This window comes from Streptomyces sp. NPDC054834, from assembly GCF_053611185.1.
In genome coordinates this window covers 43733-59877 of sequence record NZ_JBSGZV010000037.1, presented here as the reverse complement: position 1 = coordinate 59877, position 16145 = coordinate 43733, and the positions used below count along the sequence as shown (strand labels likewise).

15 protein-coding genes and 2 pseudogenes are annotated in these 16145 nt (G+C 68.3%); 14 read left to right on the top strand and 3 right to left on the bottom strand.

From position 1 onward, the window contains the following. Positions 1-69 precede the first annotated feature (69 nt). On the bottom strand, positions 70-762 hold the full coding sequence (locus tag ACWGJM_RS35515; RefSeq protein ID WP_453415881.1) for a TetR/AcrR family transcriptional regulator: 693 nt from the start codon (positions 760-762) through the stop codon (positions 70-72). Between the two features lie 134 nt (positions 763-896). Between ACWGJM_RS35515 and ACWGJM_RS35510 the strand changes: the two genes are divergently transcribed. The 7 genes from ACWGJM_RS35510 to ACWGJM_RS35480 all read left to right on the top strand — a co-directional run bounded on the left by ACWGJM_RS35510 (position 897) and on the right by ACWGJM_RS35480 (position 8993). After that, positions 897-1511, top strand: coding sequence for an NAD(P)-dependent oxidoreductase (locus tag ACWGJM_RS35510; protein WP_453415880.1), 615 nt, complete (start codon positions 897-899; stop codon positions 1509-1511). A gap of 231 nt (positions 1512-1742) precedes the next feature. Then, on the top strand, positions 1743-2495 hold the full coding sequence (locus ACWGJM_RS35505) for an SDR family NAD(P)-dependent oxidoreductase (protein WP_453415879.1): 753 nt from the start codon (positions 1743-1745) through the stop codon (positions 2493-2495). 1190 nt (positions 2496-3685) lie between these two features. After that, the gene (locus ACWGJM_RS35500; RefSeq protein WP_453415878.1) at positions 3686-5881 is read left to right on the top strand and encodes an MMPL family transporter; all 2196 of its coding nucleotides are present in this window, start codon (positions 3686-3688) and stop codon (positions 5879-5881) included. 56 nt (positions 5882-5937) lie between these two features. Then, on the top strand, positions 5938-6669 hold the full coding sequence (locus ACWGJM_RS35495) for a response regulator transcription factor (RefSeq protein WP_453415877.1): 732 nt from the start codon (positions 5938-5940) through the stop codon (positions 6667-6669). After that, complete coding sequence (locus tag ACWGJM_RS35490; protein WP_453415876.1) at positions 6666-8111, top strand: sensor histidine kinase; 1446 nt, start codon at positions 6666-6668, stop codon at positions 8109-8111. The genes ACWGJM_RS35495 and ACWGJM_RS35490 overlap by 4 nt, the downstream gene beginning before the upstream one ends. 303 nt (positions 8112-8414) lie before the next feature. Further along, entirely contained in the window at positions 8415-8552 is a 138-nt protein-coding gene (locus tag ACWGJM_RS35485) for a hypothetical protein (RefSeq protein ID WP_453415875.1), read from the top strand. A 6-nt stretch (positions 8553-8558) separates the two neighbouring features. Next, positions 8559-8993: a DUF3732 domain-containing protein gene (locus ACWGJM_RS35480; RefSeq protein ID WP_453415910.1), complete on the top strand. Its 435-nt coding sequence runs from the start codon at positions 8559-8561 to the stop codon at positions 8991-8993. Between the two features lie 157 nt (positions 8994-9150). Here the strand turns inward: ACWGJM_RS35480 and ACWGJM_RS35475 are convergent, their stop codons facing one another. Then, positions 9151-9804, bottom strand: coding sequence for a TetR/AcrR family transcriptional regulator (locus ACWGJM_RS35475; protein WP_453415874.1), 654 nt, complete (start codon positions 9802-9804; stop codon positions 9151-9153). A gap of 270 nt (positions 9805-10074) precedes the next feature. Between ACWGJM_RS35475 and ACWGJM_RS35470 the strand changes: the two genes are divergently transcribed. From ACWGJM_RS35470 to ACWGJM_RS35455, 4 genes and pseudogenes are all read left to right on the top strand, one after another. Continuing rightward, the gene (locus tag ACWGJM_RS35470; protein ID WP_453415873.1) at positions 10075-10992 is read left to right on the top strand and encodes an NADP-dependent oxidoreductase; all 918 of its coding nucleotides are present in this window, start codon (positions 10075-10077) and stop codon (positions 10990-10992) included. Between the two features lie 50 nt (positions 10993-11042). Beyond that, positions 11043-11366, top strand: a complete 324-nt coding sequence (locus ACWGJM_RS35465) for a recombinase family protein (RefSeq protein ID WP_453415872.1) — start codon at positions 11043-11045, stop codon at positions 11364-11366. 72 nt (positions 11367-11438) lie between these two features. Next, positions 11439-11726 (top strand): hypothetical protein, encoded by a 288-nt coding sequence (locus ACWGJM_RS35460; RefSeq protein WP_453415871.1) that lies wholly within the window; start codon positions 11439-11441, stop codon positions 11724-11726. 206 nt (positions 11727-11932) lie between these two features. Beyond that, positions 11933-12219, top strand: a pseudogene (locus ACWGJM_RS35455) (transposase); the annotation flags it as partial. A gap of 257 nt (positions 12220-12476) precedes the next feature. On the opposite strand, the gene ACWGJM_RS35450 reads toward ACWGJM_RS35455, so the two are convergent. Further along, the gene (locus tag ACWGJM_RS35450; RefSeq protein WP_453415870.1) at positions 12477-12779 is read right to left on the bottom strand and encodes an ANTAR domain-containing protein; all 303 of its coding nucleotides are present in this window, start codon (positions 12777-12779) and stop codon (positions 12477-12479) included. 898 nt (positions 12780-13677) lie between these two features. Here ACWGJM_RS35450 and ACWGJM_RS35445 point away from each other — a divergent pair. From ACWGJM_RS35445 to ACWGJM_RS35435, 3 genes and pseudogenes are all read left to right on the top strand, one after another. After that, the gene (locus ACWGJM_RS35445; protein ID WP_453415869.1) at positions 13678-14055 is read left to right on the top strand and encodes a DUF2267 domain-containing protein; all 378 of its coding nucleotides are present in this window, start codon (positions 13678-13680) and stop codon (positions 14053-14055) included. 174 nt (positions 14056-14229) lie between these two features. Beyond that, positions 14230-15357, top strand: a pseudogene (locus ACWGJM_RS35440) (glycogen debranching N-terminal domain-containing protein); the annotation flags it as partial. Next, complete coding sequence (locus ACWGJM_RS35435; protein WP_453415868.1) at positions 15291-16142, top strand: amylo-alpha-1,6-glucosidase; 852 nt, start codon at positions 15291-15293, stop codon at positions 16140-16142. The pseudogene ACWGJM_RS35440 and the gene ACWGJM_RS35435, both read left to right, overlap by 67 nt. Positions 16143-16145: the final 3 nt, after the last annotated feature.

Here is a 16145-nt window from a genome sequence, read left to right as displayed (position 1 = left end):
GGAGCGGCGGCGCCGACGGGAGAGGAGGCGGACACGGGCATCGCACCCTCCCCGGCGCGTGATCAGCTGTCAGATGGAGTCCGGGGCCAAGCCCGGGTCATCCCCGCACTGGGGCAGGAGGGCCGCGATCTCGGCTGCCGGGCGGGCTGTGTGCAGGCTGAGCAGGTCGGCGATCAGGTCGTCCAGGGGTGGCCAGGGAATGTTCCCGTGGTCGTTGTAGAGGCTGACCAGGCCGTGCAGCGCGGTCCAGAGCATGAGGCCGGCCTGCCACTGCTGCTCCGCCGAGGGCTGCCTGCGCTCTCCCTCGGCGGCGGCAGCCAGGGAGGTCACGACGGCCTCGAGCGGTTCGGCCCCGGCGCCGTGCGCTGATCCGGGGACAAGGTCGTCCGGCATCCGCCCGCCGAAGAGAGTGCGGTAATGGCCGGGCTGGCCGACTCCCCAGCGCACGTAGGCCGCGCACCGGGCGACGAGGTCGACCAGTGGATCCGGGGCTGACTGCGCGGCCTGGTCCATCAAACGGGCCAGTTCCTCATAGCGCAGCCGCAGCACGTGCTGGATCAATGCGCTCAGGTCGGGGAAGTGGCTGTAAATGCTGGCAGGTGCCACCCCGACCTCACGCGCTACCTGCCGCAGCGTCAGCGTCTCCGGCTGATCAAGGGTGGACAGCAGCTTCGCCGCGGCGTCTACGAGCTGGGCCTTGAGAACCTGCCCCTGCCCGCGCGGATTGCGGCGACGGGGAGCGGAGCGCTCCTGAGACGACATCTTCGCCCCCTTCTGACCAGTGCGAACAGTTGAGCAACAGATGTTCACCGTACAGGCAGCTCACCCTTGACATCACTAACCAACAGTTGTTTACTGAAGTAACCAACAGTTGTTCAGTTAGAGAGTGAATGATCATGCGCATAGCCGTACTCGGAGCGTCAGGGCGGACCGGAAGCACGCTCGTCGATAAAGCGCTGGAACGGGGACACGAGGTCGTGGCCCTGGTTCGCACGCCGGCCCAGGTCACCGTGCCCGCGTCGCGGCAGGTCGAGGTCCGGAAGGCGGATGTCACCGTCCCGCAGAGCTTCCCCGACCTGACCGACGTCGACGTGGCCGTCTCCGCCATCGGTATCGGTAAGGGCGACGGCCCGGGCGCACTGGTCGCCGGGGCCAGGGCGCTCGCCGCGGCGAACGTTCGCGCGACGGTATGGCTCGGCGCACTGGGCTCGGGCGTGTCGAGTCGATCGGGTGGGCTGATCTATGCGGGGGTGATGCGGATGTTCGTCGGCTCGGAGCTGGCCGAGAAGGTCGAGGCCGACCAGATCGCCCTGGATGCCGGCGCTACGGTGTTCCACGCCCCGGACGTCACCGATGGCCCTCTCAGCCCTACCCGCCACATCGTGCCACTGGCGGACCTGCGGCGTCCGCTGCTGCCGCCCCGAATCTCCCGGGCCACGCTGGCCTCCTTGTTGCTGGACGAGGCGGAGACGGGCCGGCACGGTACCGGAATCGTCGTACCCCTGAGTTAGTCATCGGTTGACGCGACAGCCCCCGTTGTCCACAAGGCGGGAGCGAACCACCATCGGCAACCGCGATCGCGGTTGTGTAGACGGCCGTGCCCGGCACCGACGCGTGACAGGGGGCTGCCCCTCGTCCGGCACGTCGAGGTCAGCGAGCACCGGCCGTCGCGGTACCCCGAACAAAATCGCCTGGGCGAATCAGGCATCGCCTGGTGCGAGTAACTGCATCGGAAGGTCATCATGAGCAACTTCTCAGGAAAAATCGGACTCGTGACGGGTGCTGGAAGCGGAATCGGCCGCGCGACGGCGATCGAGCTGGCCCGCCAGGGCGCCACCGTCACCGTCACCGACATCAACGAGGCCACAGCCGTCGAGACCACCGAAATGATCAGGAAGGACGGCGGAGAGGCACTGGCACTCAGCGTCGACATCGCCGACGAGGACGCGGTGCGGACGGCCGTCGAACGCACGGTCGAGACGTACGGCGGCCTCGACTTCGCCGTGAACAACGCCGGCCTGGACTCACACCACCGGCAGCTCGACCAGATGCCCCTGGAGGAGTTCGAGCGCGTGACCCATGTCAACCTGGGCGGGACCTTCCTCTGCATGAAGTACGAGCTACCCGCTCTGCAGAGCCGCGGCGGCGGCGCGATCGTCAACGTCGCCTCCAACGGCGGCCTGTACGCAATCCCGACCGCCCCCGCCTACGTGGCAGCCAAGCACGGCATCGTCGGGCTCACCAAGGTCGCCGCCGTGGACTACGCGCCGCACGACATCCGCGTCAACGCCGTCTGCCCCGGCCCGACCCGTACACCCGGCTTCGAAAGGGTGGCGGCCGGCACCGACTTGATCGCGATTCAGGAGGCGATCACCCCACTCGGCCGGATGGCCACATCGGAAGAGGCCGCCGCAGCCGCAGTCTGGCTCTGCTCGGACGCCGCGTCCTACATCACCGGGATCGCGCTGTCGGTCGACGGCGGACGGCGGGCATGAGGGTCATCGCGGTCGAGGAGTACACGGCCGCCGAAGCCCTCAGCCTGCCCCGGCTTCGGAACATCCGCACCACACAAGGACGGAGTCGCCGTCAGCGACCCGACGACGGCTCATGAACGATCGAGGCTAACGCTTGTCGCAACATTCCTTGATCATCAGGGGTGTGTTGATGGCGAGCCGGGGGCGTAATCGCAGGCTGGAGTTCGAGGTGGAGTACTGGCGCCTGCTGGCAGCCGGGGTGGGCACCGTGGACGCCTGCAAGCAGCTCGGGATCGGGCAGAAGACCGGGCACCGGTGGCGGACACGGAACGAAGGTCTCCAGCGGGCGTCCAGCTCGCGGCAGAAGAAGTCGCGATACGTGCGCCATGGCCGCGATCAACGCCGTGGGAGCTGCCAACAGGGCTGTGAACCTGGCGGAGACGCTGGGAATCGACAAGCTCTTCCGGATCGGCGAGGACGAGGAGTGATCTCCGAGTGCCTTCCTCGCCGGGCCGCACGAGTCACCGGGCGCCCTCCGTTCGTGGCGGCTCGTCTCCGCGAACGCCGATCTCGAACCAGGTGGTTTTACCGCGCCCCGCGGGTGAGCTACCCCAGGCCGTCGCGAGAGCCTCGACGATCAGAAGTCCGCGTCCGGACTCTGCCTCCAGGTTGCGGGCGTCGTCATCGAGCAGAGCGGTCGGTACCGGAGGATACGGATTATGACCACGGCCGCCGGCGGACGAGGCGGGCTGTACGCCGGGTTCTGTGCCCAGGGACCTCGGGGTCGTCGGGGCGGTGGCCATCCATCCCGTGTGCTGTCCCGGAAGCCTGAGGGTGCGTCGGCGGGTGAGGGTGCGAAGGGCGCGTTCTCGTCGACCATCGGGGAGCGTTGTCCGAGGCGGGAGTGCCGGCGTCGGGTGTTGCAGCGGCTGGCGCAGCGGAACGCAGCGTGGCGAGCGGTGGGTCATGCCTTCGCGCCCCTGACTGTCTCCCACTTCATGGACGCGTTCCAGTTCTCCGCAGCCGCGTTGTCCGCACTGCTGCCGACCGCGCTCATACTCCTTCCCCGGCTCGTTCGCAGGCGTCGGCGAACGCACCGCGCGGTCTCGCCCAAACCGTCAAGGAACCGTCAAGCGCAGGGTGCGTCGGCCGTCAAGTGTGCCGACCAGCATCAGTCATGTCACTTCCACTACTTGATGAGGGATTTGGTCATGGCTACGTTCCTGTACCGGCTGGGCGCTTTCGGTGCCCGCCGGTGGCGCACGATGCTGATCGGATGGCTGGTCGCCCTGGCAGCCATTGTCGGCCTGGGACTGCTGTTCCCCGGCTCATTCCAGAACACCGATTCCATCCCCGGTTCCCCGGCGCAGACCGCGCTGACGAAGATGGACCAGCACTGGCCGGACCCGGACAAGCAGTCCGCGCAGGTCGTCTTCCAGGCGCCGCCTGGTCACAAGCTGACCGAGCCCGCGCTGCGGCAGCCGTTGCAGAGCGGCCTCACGGCGGCCGGTCACGTCAGCGGTGTGACCTCGGTCGGCGATCCCTTCAAGGTCGGTCCGGTCTCGGCAGACGGCCGGACCGCGGTCGCCGATGTGACCTTCACGGCGGCCAAGGACAGCGACGTCCCGGCCGGCACGCTGGACGCTCTGAAGGCCACCGGGGCCTCCGCGGAGAAGGCCGGTCTGACGGTGGTGTACGGCGGTGACGCCTTCGCGCCGTCGACGTCCCCGGCGACCGAGTTGATCGGCATCCTCGTCGCCCTGGCGATCCTGTTCATCACCTTCGGTTCGATGCTGGCGGCCGGGATGCCGCTGCTTACCGCTGTCTTCGGCGTGGTCGGCAGCATGATGGCAATCTTGGGCCTGTCCTCAGTGGTCGGAATCTCCGAGAACGCCCCCACCCTGGCGATCATGCTCGGTCTTGCGGTCGGCATCGACTACGCGCTGTTCATCGTCTCGCGTCACCGGTCGCAGCTCGCAGCGGGCATGCCCGTCAGGGAATCGGTGGCGAGGGCCACCGCGACCGCGGGCAGCGCGGTCGTGTTCGCCGGGGCGACCGTGCTCGTCGCCCTGGCCGGGCTGTCGGTCGCCGGTGTGCCGATGCTGACCTCCATGGGCCTGGCCTCGGCGGGCGCCGTCGCGATGGCCGTGATCATGGCGCTGACACTGCTGCCCGCCCTGCTGGCCGCCTTCGGGCGCAGGCTCATTCCCAAGCCGGGCTCACGGGCGGCCCGTACCGCCCACCCGGACAAGGCGACCATGGGCACGAGGTGGGTGGGCGGTGTTCTGCGGCACCCGGTGCGCAACCTGATCGTCGTGACCGTCGGGCTCCTGGCGATCGCCGCCCCCGCTCTGCAACTGGAAACGGCCCTGACCGACGACGGGTCGTGGTCGAAGTCGACGTCCACCCGCCAGGCGTACGACACGATCAGCGCTGCCTTCGGCCCCGGCGCCAACGGCCCGCTGATTGTCCTGGTCGAGGGCGACAACGCCACGGCCACGGCCACGGCAGTGGAGAAGAAACTCCATGACGTACACGGCATCGCGGACATCAGCGGGATCGAAACCGCGAAGGACCGGGCGGCCGCACGTATCCAGGTCACCCCGACCACCAGCCCGCGCAGCCAGGCCACCAGCGATCTGGTCTCCCGTCTGAACACGGCCACCGCAGCAGTCGCCCGGCAGGGCGGCAGCTACGTTGCTGTCACCGGCCAGACCGCCGTCAGTATCGATGTCTCCACCAAGCTCAGCGGCGCGCTGATCCCGTTCGCAGTCGTCGTCGTGGGCCTGTCCCTGCTGCTGTTGATGATCGCCTTCCGGTCCATCGCCATCCCCGTCAAGGCCACCGTCGGATTCCTGCTCTCGGTCGGCGCGGCCTTCGGCGCGACCGTCGCCGTCTTCCAGTGGGGGTGGCTGTCCGGACTGCTGGGCGTGCCCAGTCTCGGCCCGGTCGCCAGCTTCGCCCCCATCATCGTCATGGCAGTGCTCTTCGGCCTGGCCATGGACTACGAGGTGTTCCTCGTTTCCGCGATGCGCGAGGACTACGGCCATCGCAAGGACGCCCTCCGTGCGATCCTCGTCGGAGCACGCAACGCCTCACGGGTGGTCACCTCCGCCGCCCTGATCATGATCACGGTCTTCGTCGCCTTCTTGTTCGGCGAGGACCCCGACGTCATGCCGATCGCCTTCGCACTCGCTTTCGGCGTCCTGGTCGACGCGTTCCTGGTCCGGATGACCCTCGTGCCCGCGGTCCTCGCTCTGCTCGGCGACCGCGCCTGGCGGATCCCGCGCCGCCTGGACCGCATCCTGCCGCACCTGGACGTCGAAGGCGACAACGTCAAGCTCGACCAGGTGCCCGCGACAGCACTCGCCGGGCCCCATCGGGAGAGCGAGTCCGCGGCACGATGAACAATTCCGCCGGTACCGGGGAGCGGGCGGCCGCCGTCCCAACTCAAGGAGCACAGATGAGTGTCAGCGATGTCCCTGCCGACGCCGGCCAAGGCCCTGACAGCGTCCTGGTCATCGACGACGACCCTGGTATCCGGCAGTTGCTGATCTCCGCGCTCACTTTCGCCGGATTCAGCGTGGACGTGGCGGGCGACCTGACCGAGGCGCTGGCCCAGGTCGCCCGCCGCTCGCCCGACGTCATCGTCCTGGACGTCATGCTCCCCGGGGCGGACGGCTTCGAGATCCTTCAGCTTCTGCGGGAACAGGGCATCACGGTCCCCGTGCTGTTCCTCACCGCACGTGACGCGGTGGAGGACCGGGTTCGCGGCCTGCGCCTGGGCGGCGACGACTACGTCACCAAGCCGTTCAGCGTCGTCGAGGTCGGCGCCCGCCTCCAGGCACTGCTCCGCCGGGCCCGAGGCGGCCCGCCCACCGCGGAGGAGTCGACACTGTGCTGCGCCGACCTGGAGATCGACGACCTGCGCCACGAGGTGCGCCGCGGCGGCGACGTCATCGACCTGTCGCCCACCGAGTACCGGCTCCTGCACCACCTCATGTCCCACCAGGACCAGGTGCTGTCCCGATCGCAGATACTCGAAGCCGTCTGGCAGTACGACTTCGGCGGCGACTCGGTCGTCGTCGAACGCTTCGTCTCCAACCTCCGCCGCAAGATCGACCACGGCCGCACCCCGCTGCTGCACACCGTGCGCGGCGTCGGCTACACCCTCCGACAGCAGGCCGCCCGATGAACCTCGCCGGCCTCCACGGCCGCCTGCACTTGTCCCGCGCCAGCGTCCGCCTGCGCATCCTGGCCGGACTCGCCATCCTGCTCGTGGCCGGGCTGACGGCCAGCTCGGTGACCAGCGCGCTGCTGCTGGAGGACTTCCTCCACAAACGCTACGCCCGCACCCTGCAGGACACCGCCGCCCGTATGCGGGCCGTCATCGCGCAGGGCCCCCAGGTCGCCAACGGCGACCAGCTCTCCGCTCTGCTGGGCCCGCCGCTGGGCAGCATCGCCGTCGACGCCCACGACCGGATCCTGCTGTCCACCGGAGCGGCCGACCTCGCCCCCCAAGCGCTGGTACGCGTCACCGCCGCCGTCCCCGCGGGTCGCGTCGTCGCTTACGACAACGTCGAGGGCCTGGACGACCTCAGCGCCATCCGCATCCCCAGCCCCGGCATCACCCTGGAGCGGGCGGGCGAATCCGTGCAGCCGGCCGCGTTCATCCTGGCCATCGACACCTCCGTCGACGACTCCACCACCGACGCCCTGATCGCCCGCCAACTGGCCATCGTCGCCGGCGCTCTGGTCCTGCTGCTCGCCCTCGCCGTCCTCGTGCTACGGCTGGGCATGCGGCCGCTGGCCAAGATGGCCGACAGCGCCGACGCCATCGCCGAAGGACACCTGACCGAACGCCTTCCCACTCGCGGAAACCGCAGCGAGACCGACCAGTTGGCCGAAGCCGTCAACCGGGCCTTCGACGCGCAGGCCCGCGCTGAGGCCACCGTCCGCTCGCTGGCCGCGGACACCTCGCACGAACTGCGCACTCCGCTGTCCACCATCTCCGGCTGGCTCGACCTGCACCGCCAGGGCGGACTCACCGGCCCGCGGCTGGAGACCGCCCTCGGCCACATCGAGAACGAGGTCGGCCGCATGCGGTTGCTGGTCGAGGACCTCTCACTGCTCGCCCGCCTCGACGCCGGCAGGCCCATAGAGCAGGACCCTCTCGATCTGACCGCGCTGGCCGCCAGTGTGGTGGAGGACGCGCAGGTCATCTACCCCGACCGCAGCATCACGCTGACCGCCGGTGGACCCGCCCGGGTGACCGGCGATACCGCCCGCCTTCAGCAGGTGCTGCGCAACCTCGTCGGCAACGCTGTCCAGCACACCCCGGCACAGACCGCCGTGCAGGTCGCCGTCACCACCACCCCCGGACGCGTCCAGGTCGAGGTGGCCGACGACGGCCCCGGCATCGCACCCCAGGACCTGCCGCGCGTCTTCGAGCGCTTCTGGCGTGCCGAGGCCAGCCGCAGCCGCGCCTACGGCGGTTCCGGCCTGGGCCTGGCCATCGTGGAGGCGATCATCCATGCCCACCACGGTCAGGTCTCGGTGGAGTCCGCCGTGGGCGTCGGCACCACCGTCACCGTCCGACTCAACGCGCGGTGCACCGGTACCACGCCGCGGGACTGACCATCAACCTCCGCCTGGCGGCGCGTCCATCAGTGGATTTCCGCGGCACAGCGGCGTGCTCGTCCCCACGATGTTGCGACCCTTGTAGTCCTCGGCACGGAAGCCGACGGGTCGCCCGGGGTGTATGCGGCGGTGGGCGATCTGGACATGCCGATGGCCAGGTCGCGTATCCGTCACCGTTGAAGTCGTCCGCGAGCTCCGTCGGCGAGCAAGACGGCGAAGAAGACGGCGTCCAGGAAGGCCCCGCCAAAACAGGCCCGGGCATCGACGAGGGACCGCGGCCGCGGCACGGACGGAAGCGAGTTGCAGAAGCTGAGCAAGGCGCAGCTGTACCAGCGGGCGACCGAACAGGACCTCCCCGGCCGGTCGAAGATGAGCCGCGACCAGCTCATCGACGCCCTCGCCCCTACGGCACGCCGCCGAAAGAGAAGCACCGCCTGACGCAAGCTGACCGTCCTCGCCGACACTGACGACGGCATCCGTCCGCTGCTGCGCATCGGCAGCGGCGAGAACTGGGTCGGCTACCACCTCGTCGCCCACCTGGCCCTGCACCGCTTCTTCACCCTGCACCAGCGGCCCGTGCCCCGCATGCTCTTGCTGGACCAGGTCACCCAGCCCTTCTACCCCTCCGAAGTCGCCCGAGGCAGCGGCAGCCCCGACCTCATCCGCTCCGACGCCGACCGCCACACCGTCCGCGGCATGTTCGAGCTGATGTACCGCTTCACCAGCGACCTCGCCCCCAACTTCCAGCTCATCGTTAGACGACCACGCCAACCTGCCCGACCAGTGGTACCAGGACTGCGTCCGCTACAACTGGCGCAACGGAGACGCTCTGGAGAAGCTGTTTCGGGTCCTTGCATGACAAGTTGGCTGGCCTGTTGATGCAGGTCACGAGCTCGCCGCTTGTGGCGAATCGGCCACAAGCGGGGGGACGGCGTCTGGCACGTGGCACTCGGGTTGGGGCGCGATCGTTTGCCGGCGGAGTGCTCCGCAGCGCCGCATAATGCCAAGCTCCGCTGACTCGTACACGTGGAGGCGGCTACCGAGCTTGGAGTACGTCGGCGTCGGGAGACGTCGCGAAGGTCTGCATGTAGTCGATGGCTGTCTGCAACGCATCTTTCAGTGGAGCGATGTCCCGCGCGACCTGCGCGAGGAGCATGCCGCCCTGGAAGGCAGCAAGGAGCAGATTGGCCAGCTGCGTGGGATCTGCCTCAGCGCTGATGCGGCTGAGTTGCTGCATGCGCTCGATTCCATCGCGGAAGATGACCCTCCACTGGTCGAACGCAGTCGCGAGCTCGTCGTGAACGTCAAGGTCCGTCTTGATGATCTCGCTCGCCAGGGAGCCGAGGCTGCAGCCTTCCTGGTAGGCACGCTCGTAACCGACATAGAAATCCGCCCACGCCCGAAACGCGTCGAGGTTGTCGAAGCAGGCGAATCGCTCGCCGCGGTGGAACGTGAGGACGCGCTCGGCCTGCCAGGCGATCACGGCCAGGACGAGACTCTCCTTGGTCGGGAAGTAGTGGTTGAGCTGCGATCCGCTGACGCCGGCGGCGCGGCGGAGCTGTTCGTTGTTCGTCGCGTGGACCCCCTTGGTGTAGATGAGCTCCGCGGCGTGCTCCAGGATGCGGGCCCGCGTTGCCTGTCCCTTGCCGGTGAGCGTGTGGGGCTCCCGAGCTCCTGTGGTGGGTTTCATGCTTCAGGACGATACCTGGATTGGGCTTGACAGCCCAGTTGTGAGCGGTGTTCACTCAAGAAGTGGGCTGATGAGCCCAAAAACATCTCAAGCGCAATCCGGGCTGACGACGACCACTCACCGGAGGCTGATTCACCTTGTCACGACTGAACACACCCTCGCCTGACGACGTCCCCGGCGGGGCGGAGGGCATCCTCGACAACGTGGGCTTCTAAACACCCACCCGAAAACCAAAAAACCGCAACACATACGAGGAAGGGGACAATCTCAATGAAAGCCATTGTGGTAACCGACCAGGCCGCGGGAACGGCCGGGATGACGCTGACGGAGCGGCCTGAGCCGCCCGCAGCGATCAACGACGTCATCGTTCAGATTCATGCATCGGGCTTCGTCCCGACTGAGATGGAGTGGCCATCGACCTGGACCGATCGCGCCGGCCGTGACAAGACACCGTCGATCCCCGGCCACGAACTGGCCGGAGTGGTCACCGCCCTCGGCTACGGCACGACGGGGCTGTCGATCGGGCAGCGGGTGTTCGGCCTCGCCGACTGGCACCGCGACGGCACCCTTGCGGAGTACGTGGCGATCGAAGCACGCAACCTCGCACCGCTGCCCGGCGACGTCGACTTCACGGTAGGCGCGTCACTGCCAATCTCAGGTCTGACCGCGTGGCAGGGGCTGTTCCAGCACGGCCGCCTTCAGGCTGGCCAGACCGTCCTCGCCCATGGCGCAGCCGGGGCAGTCGGGACGATGGTGACCCAGCTCGCACGTGAGGCCGGCGCTTACGTCATCGGCACCGGACGCGCCGCCGACCGTGAGAAGGCACTCGACTTCGGCGCGCATGAGTTCGTCGACCTCGAGAACGACGCGCTGAAAGACGTCGGCGGCGTCGATCTGGTCTTCGATGTCATCGGTGGCGACGTTCAGAAGCGGTCCGCTGCCCTGATCAAGGCCGGAGGAACGCTGGTGTCCATCGTCGGCCCGGTCGAGGCGCGGCCCACTGACGGCCTGGCGGTGGACTTCGTTGTCGAGACCGATCGTGCCGAACTGGGTGAGATCGTGCAGCGGGTGCGGGACGGACGGCTGCGGACAAACATCGGTGACGTCGCGAGCCTCGATGATGCCATTGGTGCCCTCAACCCGACCACGCGACGCAGCGGGAAGACAGTCATCCGCGTACGCCCGTAGGGAGTGGATGGCCACAGTCCGACTGGTGGGTCATCCTCACGGTGTACGAGATGAAGCGGCTCGGCCGCGACGCCGCCGAACTCACCGCGCTCGCCGACCACCTGTTCGCCCACGGCCTGGTGCTGGAGATACTCGCCGGCCCCCTCGCGGGAATGTACGACCCCAGCGGGCACGGCAAGCTGCTGTTCGCATTCTTCGCGGCGCCGGCGGGGGCCGAGCGGGAGAACCTCCGCGAGTCGACCCTGGAAGGGCTCGACGCCGCCGCCCGCAAGGGCAAGCACGGCGGCCGGCCGTCATCACCGAGGACATGCTGCACAGCGTCCTGCGGCGCCGGGCGGGCGGCGAGTCCGTCAAGCAGATCCAGCCCGACCTGATCACCCCCACCGGCAAGCGCAAGGGACAGAACCCCACTGTCGCGAGTATCGGGTCGGCGGGGGGTTTTCCGAGTGCTCCAGGATGAGTGCTGCGGCCTTGCCGGTGATCTTTTGGCTGATCAGCGAGAGGTAGCTGGCGAGGCGCTCACTCTGGGTGTCGTCGCTGAGCAGTTCTTCGAGGTCGGCAATCTGCTGACGAAGCTCTTCTCGCCGGTCTTCCACTTGAGGGCTTACCGCGCGGTGAGCGGCAGTGTCCAGATAGAGACTGATCCGCCCTGGACCATGGCGGTGCGGCGCGCATCGTCGGGTTCCTGTCGCAGGGCGCGCATGCCCGCGGTGACTTTGTTGATCTCTTCTTGATCCCGGGCGAGTGCAGAGCGCAGTTCCTGCAGGCGCTCCTCCTCCTGGCTGAATCAGGCGTTGGATCGCCGGCCCGTCGCTGCCGATTACTTGGAGATCACCGTCCAGATGTGCGAGGTCACGGGTCAGGGCGGTAACCGTGACATTGGCGGAGGGAAGGGTGCTGTCGCATACGGGGCAGTGCGTGGCGCTGGACGTCTCGGGGTCACCCCGAGATCACCATCGTCTGGGCGGACTCCGGCTATGCCGGACAGCTCGTGACCTGGGCGAAGAAGCACCTCGGACTGACTCTGAAGACGGTCAGCCAACCGAAGGGCGCCGTCGGGTTCGTCATCCTTCCCCCGCCGCTGGGTCGTCGAGCGGTCCCTGGCCTGGATCATGCACGCCCGCCGACACGCACGCGACTACGAACGGCTCATCCAGCACTCCGAATCGCTGATCACCTGGGCCGCCATCACGTCATGACCAGGCGAATCACCCGCTGAAGCTCCCGCAGGAGCGGACAGCCGGCATCCCGCGAAGCCGACCGGGACTGATCATTCTCAAAGGCAGGGCCATCACCTTGGCTCTGACGCGGCCCGAATCGCCGCCCTGAGCCCCACCCTCCCACCGCCCGGCACAGCCTGTCAGCCAAAACCAGCAGGTCACCGCCGCCCCACCCGGAAGAGGGGAGGGAGGGCCGCTTCGACCTCCCCAGGTTTGACGGCCCTCCCCCAGCAGACACCGTCCAGCTACCCGCAGGATCCGCGATCATGTCCGACCCGCTTGCCATGCCTGCACGGCCGTCGCCAGGTCCTCCTGCAGCAGCGTGGGCATCGGCTTCCCGGTCGCGGCCGAGGTGACAGCCTCGACGACTTCCCGCAGTTTGACATTCGCGTGCTGGGAGACCGTCACCAGGATCTCCCACGCCTCCTCCGGCTGACAGCCGAAGCCCGCCATCAGCACACCACGGGCCATGTCGATGACCGGTCGGCTCTCCATCGCGTGCTCGAGCTGCTCCTTCTCCCGCAGCAACTCCTCGGCTTCGTCCGGTGGCAGGCCGTTCTCACCCACACTCGCCGCTGCAGAGAATCCGTCTGTTGATCCGACACAGTCACGTCGAACTCGGTGCTGGGGAGGCCGCATGTCGAACACCTGCCCCAGACCCCCACCTGCTGGAACGAGCACTGCTCACCGGACAGAGAGCACCAGGATTTCCGAAACAGGCGCCACCGGGAACCGGACGGCGTCGCCCCACACGCGCCGACATCGGCTGTTACGCGGTCAAGATTCGCAGAACCCCTGGGTGAGCGCCTGCGCATGCCAGGCCGTAGCAGCATGAAGTGCGCAGACATCTCCTCAGCCAGCCGTCCGTCCGTCCGTCCGTCCGTCCGTCCGTCCGTCCGTCCGTCCGTCCGCAGGACGGCTGCACAGCGTTGCAGCGCCTCAAACGTGAGCGGCTGACCGGATCGCACGACCAAGGTCATGCCAATCTTTTGGGTGTGGGTGAGAGCCGCGCCGGCCGTCCCCCCGCGGTCATTGATCTGGAAGTGTGGCTGACGGACATCACACGACAGCTCGCCCGCATCAAACGCTCTGTCGCTCTCGACGCCGAACGGGCCAACGGGCCGACCGAACGCGGCGGCGGGAAAGCCGACCGCGCCACAGGCAGGGCGTCCTGACTCGTATCCGGCAGACCGGCGCCGGCGTCCCCTTGCCGTGACGGAGGCCGTCTGCACTTGTGCTCGGAGGTCTATCGAGCTCACCGCTTTTCCTCCCGCTAGGAGCAGGCAGGAGTGGCCCACATCCGGAGCATAGAAGTATTGGAAATACCGGATATTGCTCGACTTCTGCTGAGGCGCATGCACCATGACGCGCATCAGCCCGCCACTCGCACACGCACACGCACAACGCACCCTTCGGTAGTGATCTCAAACAGCGAACTGCACAGCTACAGAAAGAAGGACGGCTCATGGACTACAACACCTTTCTCGACACCATCACCCGGCGCGCCGCTGTCCCCCCGGAGAAGGCGGAGCCCCTCACTCGCGCCACCCTGCATACCCTGGCCGAGCGGCTCACCAGGGGTGAGGCCGAGGACCTCGCGTCCGAACTGCCCAAGCCGCTGAAGGAACCGCTGGTCTCTCCCACTCCGGAGGCCGAGCCCTTCGGACTCGACGAGTTCATCAATCGCGTGAGCAGGCGAGCAGGGGTGAGCCCTGACGAGGCCCGCGAGGGCGTACGGGCCGAGCTGAGCACCCTGAGGGACGCAGTCAGTGACGGAGAATTCCGCCACGTGATGTCCCAGCTGCCCCGGGACTTCGAGGCTCTCGTCGGCGCCCCGGGCTAGGAGGAGCCATGACCGACGAGGTCGGCGCCATCATCGAGGAGACGGAACCGGCCGTACTCACGGCGGCCACCGTCACACTGGTCGAGGGGCCGACGTTCTGCGTCTCGGGCACCTCGGGCGACATGTAGGCCGAGGTGCCGCAGGGGCTGTTCTTCCGCGACATGCGGGTCATCTCCGACTGGCGAACTCCTGCTGGAACGTCGACGCTACGTCGGCGAGGGGATGCGCGAGGACCTCCGGTTGCGCAATCTCAGTACGCGTCCGATGACGGTGCCGGTCTCACTGCATGTGGGAGCCGACTTCGCCGATGTGTTAGCGGTCAAGGAGAGCCGCGTACGCCTGGTGGGCGAGGTCACGGCCACGCCCACCGGCGAGGCTCTGGAACTCCTGTTGCACTCGGGTGATTCCCTGCGCGGAGTGCGGGTGGAGAGCAGCGACGCCACCGCGCGGCCGGACGGGCTGGATTTTCTGGCCGAACTGCTGGCGCGCGGCGAATGGCACACCACCGTCCTGGTCCGCCCCAGCGTCGAGGGCGAGGAGGCTGGCGGCGTCTTCCCCCCGGGCGCGGAGCCCGGCGAGTCCGGGTCGGCGCGCCGCCTGCGCGCCTGGCGCGCGAGCGCCCCGCGCATCACCGACATCGAGGACCAGGAACTGCACAGGACGCTGCGGCGGAGCCTGGAGGACCTGGGCGCGCTGCGCATCTTCGACCCGCGGCACCCCGAGCACAGGGCGGTCGCCGCAGGTGCCCCCTGGTTCATGGCCCTGTTCGGCCGGGACTCGCTGCTGTCCTCGTACATGGCATTGCCGCTGGACCAGACCCTGGCCCTGGGCACCCTGCAGACCCTGGCCCGCGACCAGGGCCGCAAGGCCGACCCGGACACCGAGGAACAGCCCGGGCGCATCCTGTACGAAACCCGGTTCGGCCTGGACTTCCCGCTGGCCCGCGGCGGCCGCAGCGTCTACTACGGCACTGCCGACGCCACCCCGTTGTTCGTGATCGTCCTGGGGGAGCTCAGCCGGTGGGGCATCGCCCCCGATGCCGTCGAGGCGCTGCTGCCGCATACCGATCGGGCGCTGCAGTGGGTCGAGGAGTACGGCGACCGGGACGGCGACGGCTTCGTGGAATACCAGCGGATGACCGGCAACGGCCTGCTCAACCGGGGTGGAAGGACTCCTACGACGGCATCAACTTCGCCGACGGCAGCCTGGCCGAACCGCCGATTGCCCTGTGCGAGGTGCAGAGCTACGTCTACGCGGCCTACGTCGTGCGCTCGCACTTCGCCCACGAGGCGGGCGACCTGAAGGCGGTCGAGCACTGGGCGCAACGGGCGGCCGCGCTGAAGGAGGCCTTCAACGAGCGGTTCTGGCTGCCTGAACGCGGGTGGTACGCGGTCGGCCTCGACCGGGACAAACGCCCGATCGACGCCCTGGCCTCCAACATGGGCCACTGCCTTTGGACCGGGATCGCCGACCGCGACAAGGCCGAGCAGGTGGCAGAGCGGCTGCTGTCACCGGAGATGTTCACCGGCTGGGGCGTGCGCACCCTGGCGTCCACGATGGGTGCGTACAACCCCATGAGCTACCACAACGGCTCGGTCTGGCCGCACGACAACGCCCTTGTGACGACAGGCCTGATGCGGTACCGCTTCGTGGAACAGGCCCAGCGCGTGGCGACCGGCATCCTCGACGCCGCAGAGGCCTTCGGCGGCCGGCTGCCCGAGCTGTTCTGCGGCTTCGACCGCAGCGACTACGACGCGCCGCTGCCGTATCCCACCTCCTGCTCCCCGCAGGCCTGGGCCGCTGCCACCCCGGTACAACTGGTACGCGCGCTGCTGCGGATCGACCCCTGGATGTCGCACGGTCAGGTATGGGTTGCCCCCGCCTGGCCGGCCCGCTACGGACGTCTGCGCATCCACAACATCCCGCTGGCCGGCCGACGTGCCGAACTGGAGGTGGACAGCGAGTCGACCCGCATCACAGGGCTACCCGAGGACATCGAGATAGTGCACCAGCCCCGTCGGCCCCTGCGCGCGGTACCGAACCACCAACACCACCAGACCCCTGACCAGTTGCCGGCAGGAGAGTGAACG

Excerpts from the sequence above, each read along its gene's own strand:
- ACWGJM_RS35500 (WP_453415878.1), top strand. The coding sequence starts at position 3,686 with ATGGCTACGTTCCTGTACCGGCTGGGCGCTTTCGGTGCCCGCCGGTGG.
- ACWGJM_RS35445 (WP_453415869.1), top strand. The coding sequence starts at position 13,678 with ATGGACTACAACACCTTTCTCGACACCATCACCCGGCGCGCCGCTGTC.
- ACWGJM_RS35515 (WP_453415881.1), bottom strand. The coding sequence starts at position 762 with ATGTCGTCTCAGGAGCGCTCCGCTCCCCGTCGCCGCAATCCGCGCGGG.
- ACWGJM_RS35470 (WP_453415873.1), top strand. The coding sequence starts at position 10,075 with ATGAAAGCCATTGTGGTAACCGACCAGGCCGCGGGAACGGCCGGGATG.
- ACWGJM_RS35510 (WP_453415880.1), top strand. The coding sequence starts at position 897 with ATGCGCATAGCCGTACTCGGAGCGTCAGGGCGGACCGGAAGCACGCTC.
- ACWGJM_RS35465 (WP_453415872.1), top strand. The coding sequence starts at position 11,043 with ATGAAGCGGCTCGGCCGCGACGCCGCCGAACTCACCGCGCTCGCCGAC.
- ACWGJM_RS35475 (WP_453415874.1), bottom strand. The coding sequence starts at position 9,804 with ATGAAACCCACCACAGGAGCTCGGGAGCCCCACACGCTCACCGGCAAG.
- ACWGJM_RS35505 (WP_453415879.1), top strand. The coding sequence starts at position 1,743 with ATGAGCAACTTCTCAGGAAAAATCGGACTCGTGACGGGTGCTGGAAGC.
- ACWGJM_RS35490 (WP_453415876.1), top strand. The coding sequence starts at position 6,666 with ATGAACCTCGCCGGCCTCCACGGCCGCCTGCACTTGTCCCGCGCCAGC.
- ACWGJM_RS35495 (WP_453415877.1), top strand. The coding sequence starts at position 5,938 with ATGAGTGTCAGCGATGTCCCTGCCGACGCCGGCCAAGGCCCTGACAGC.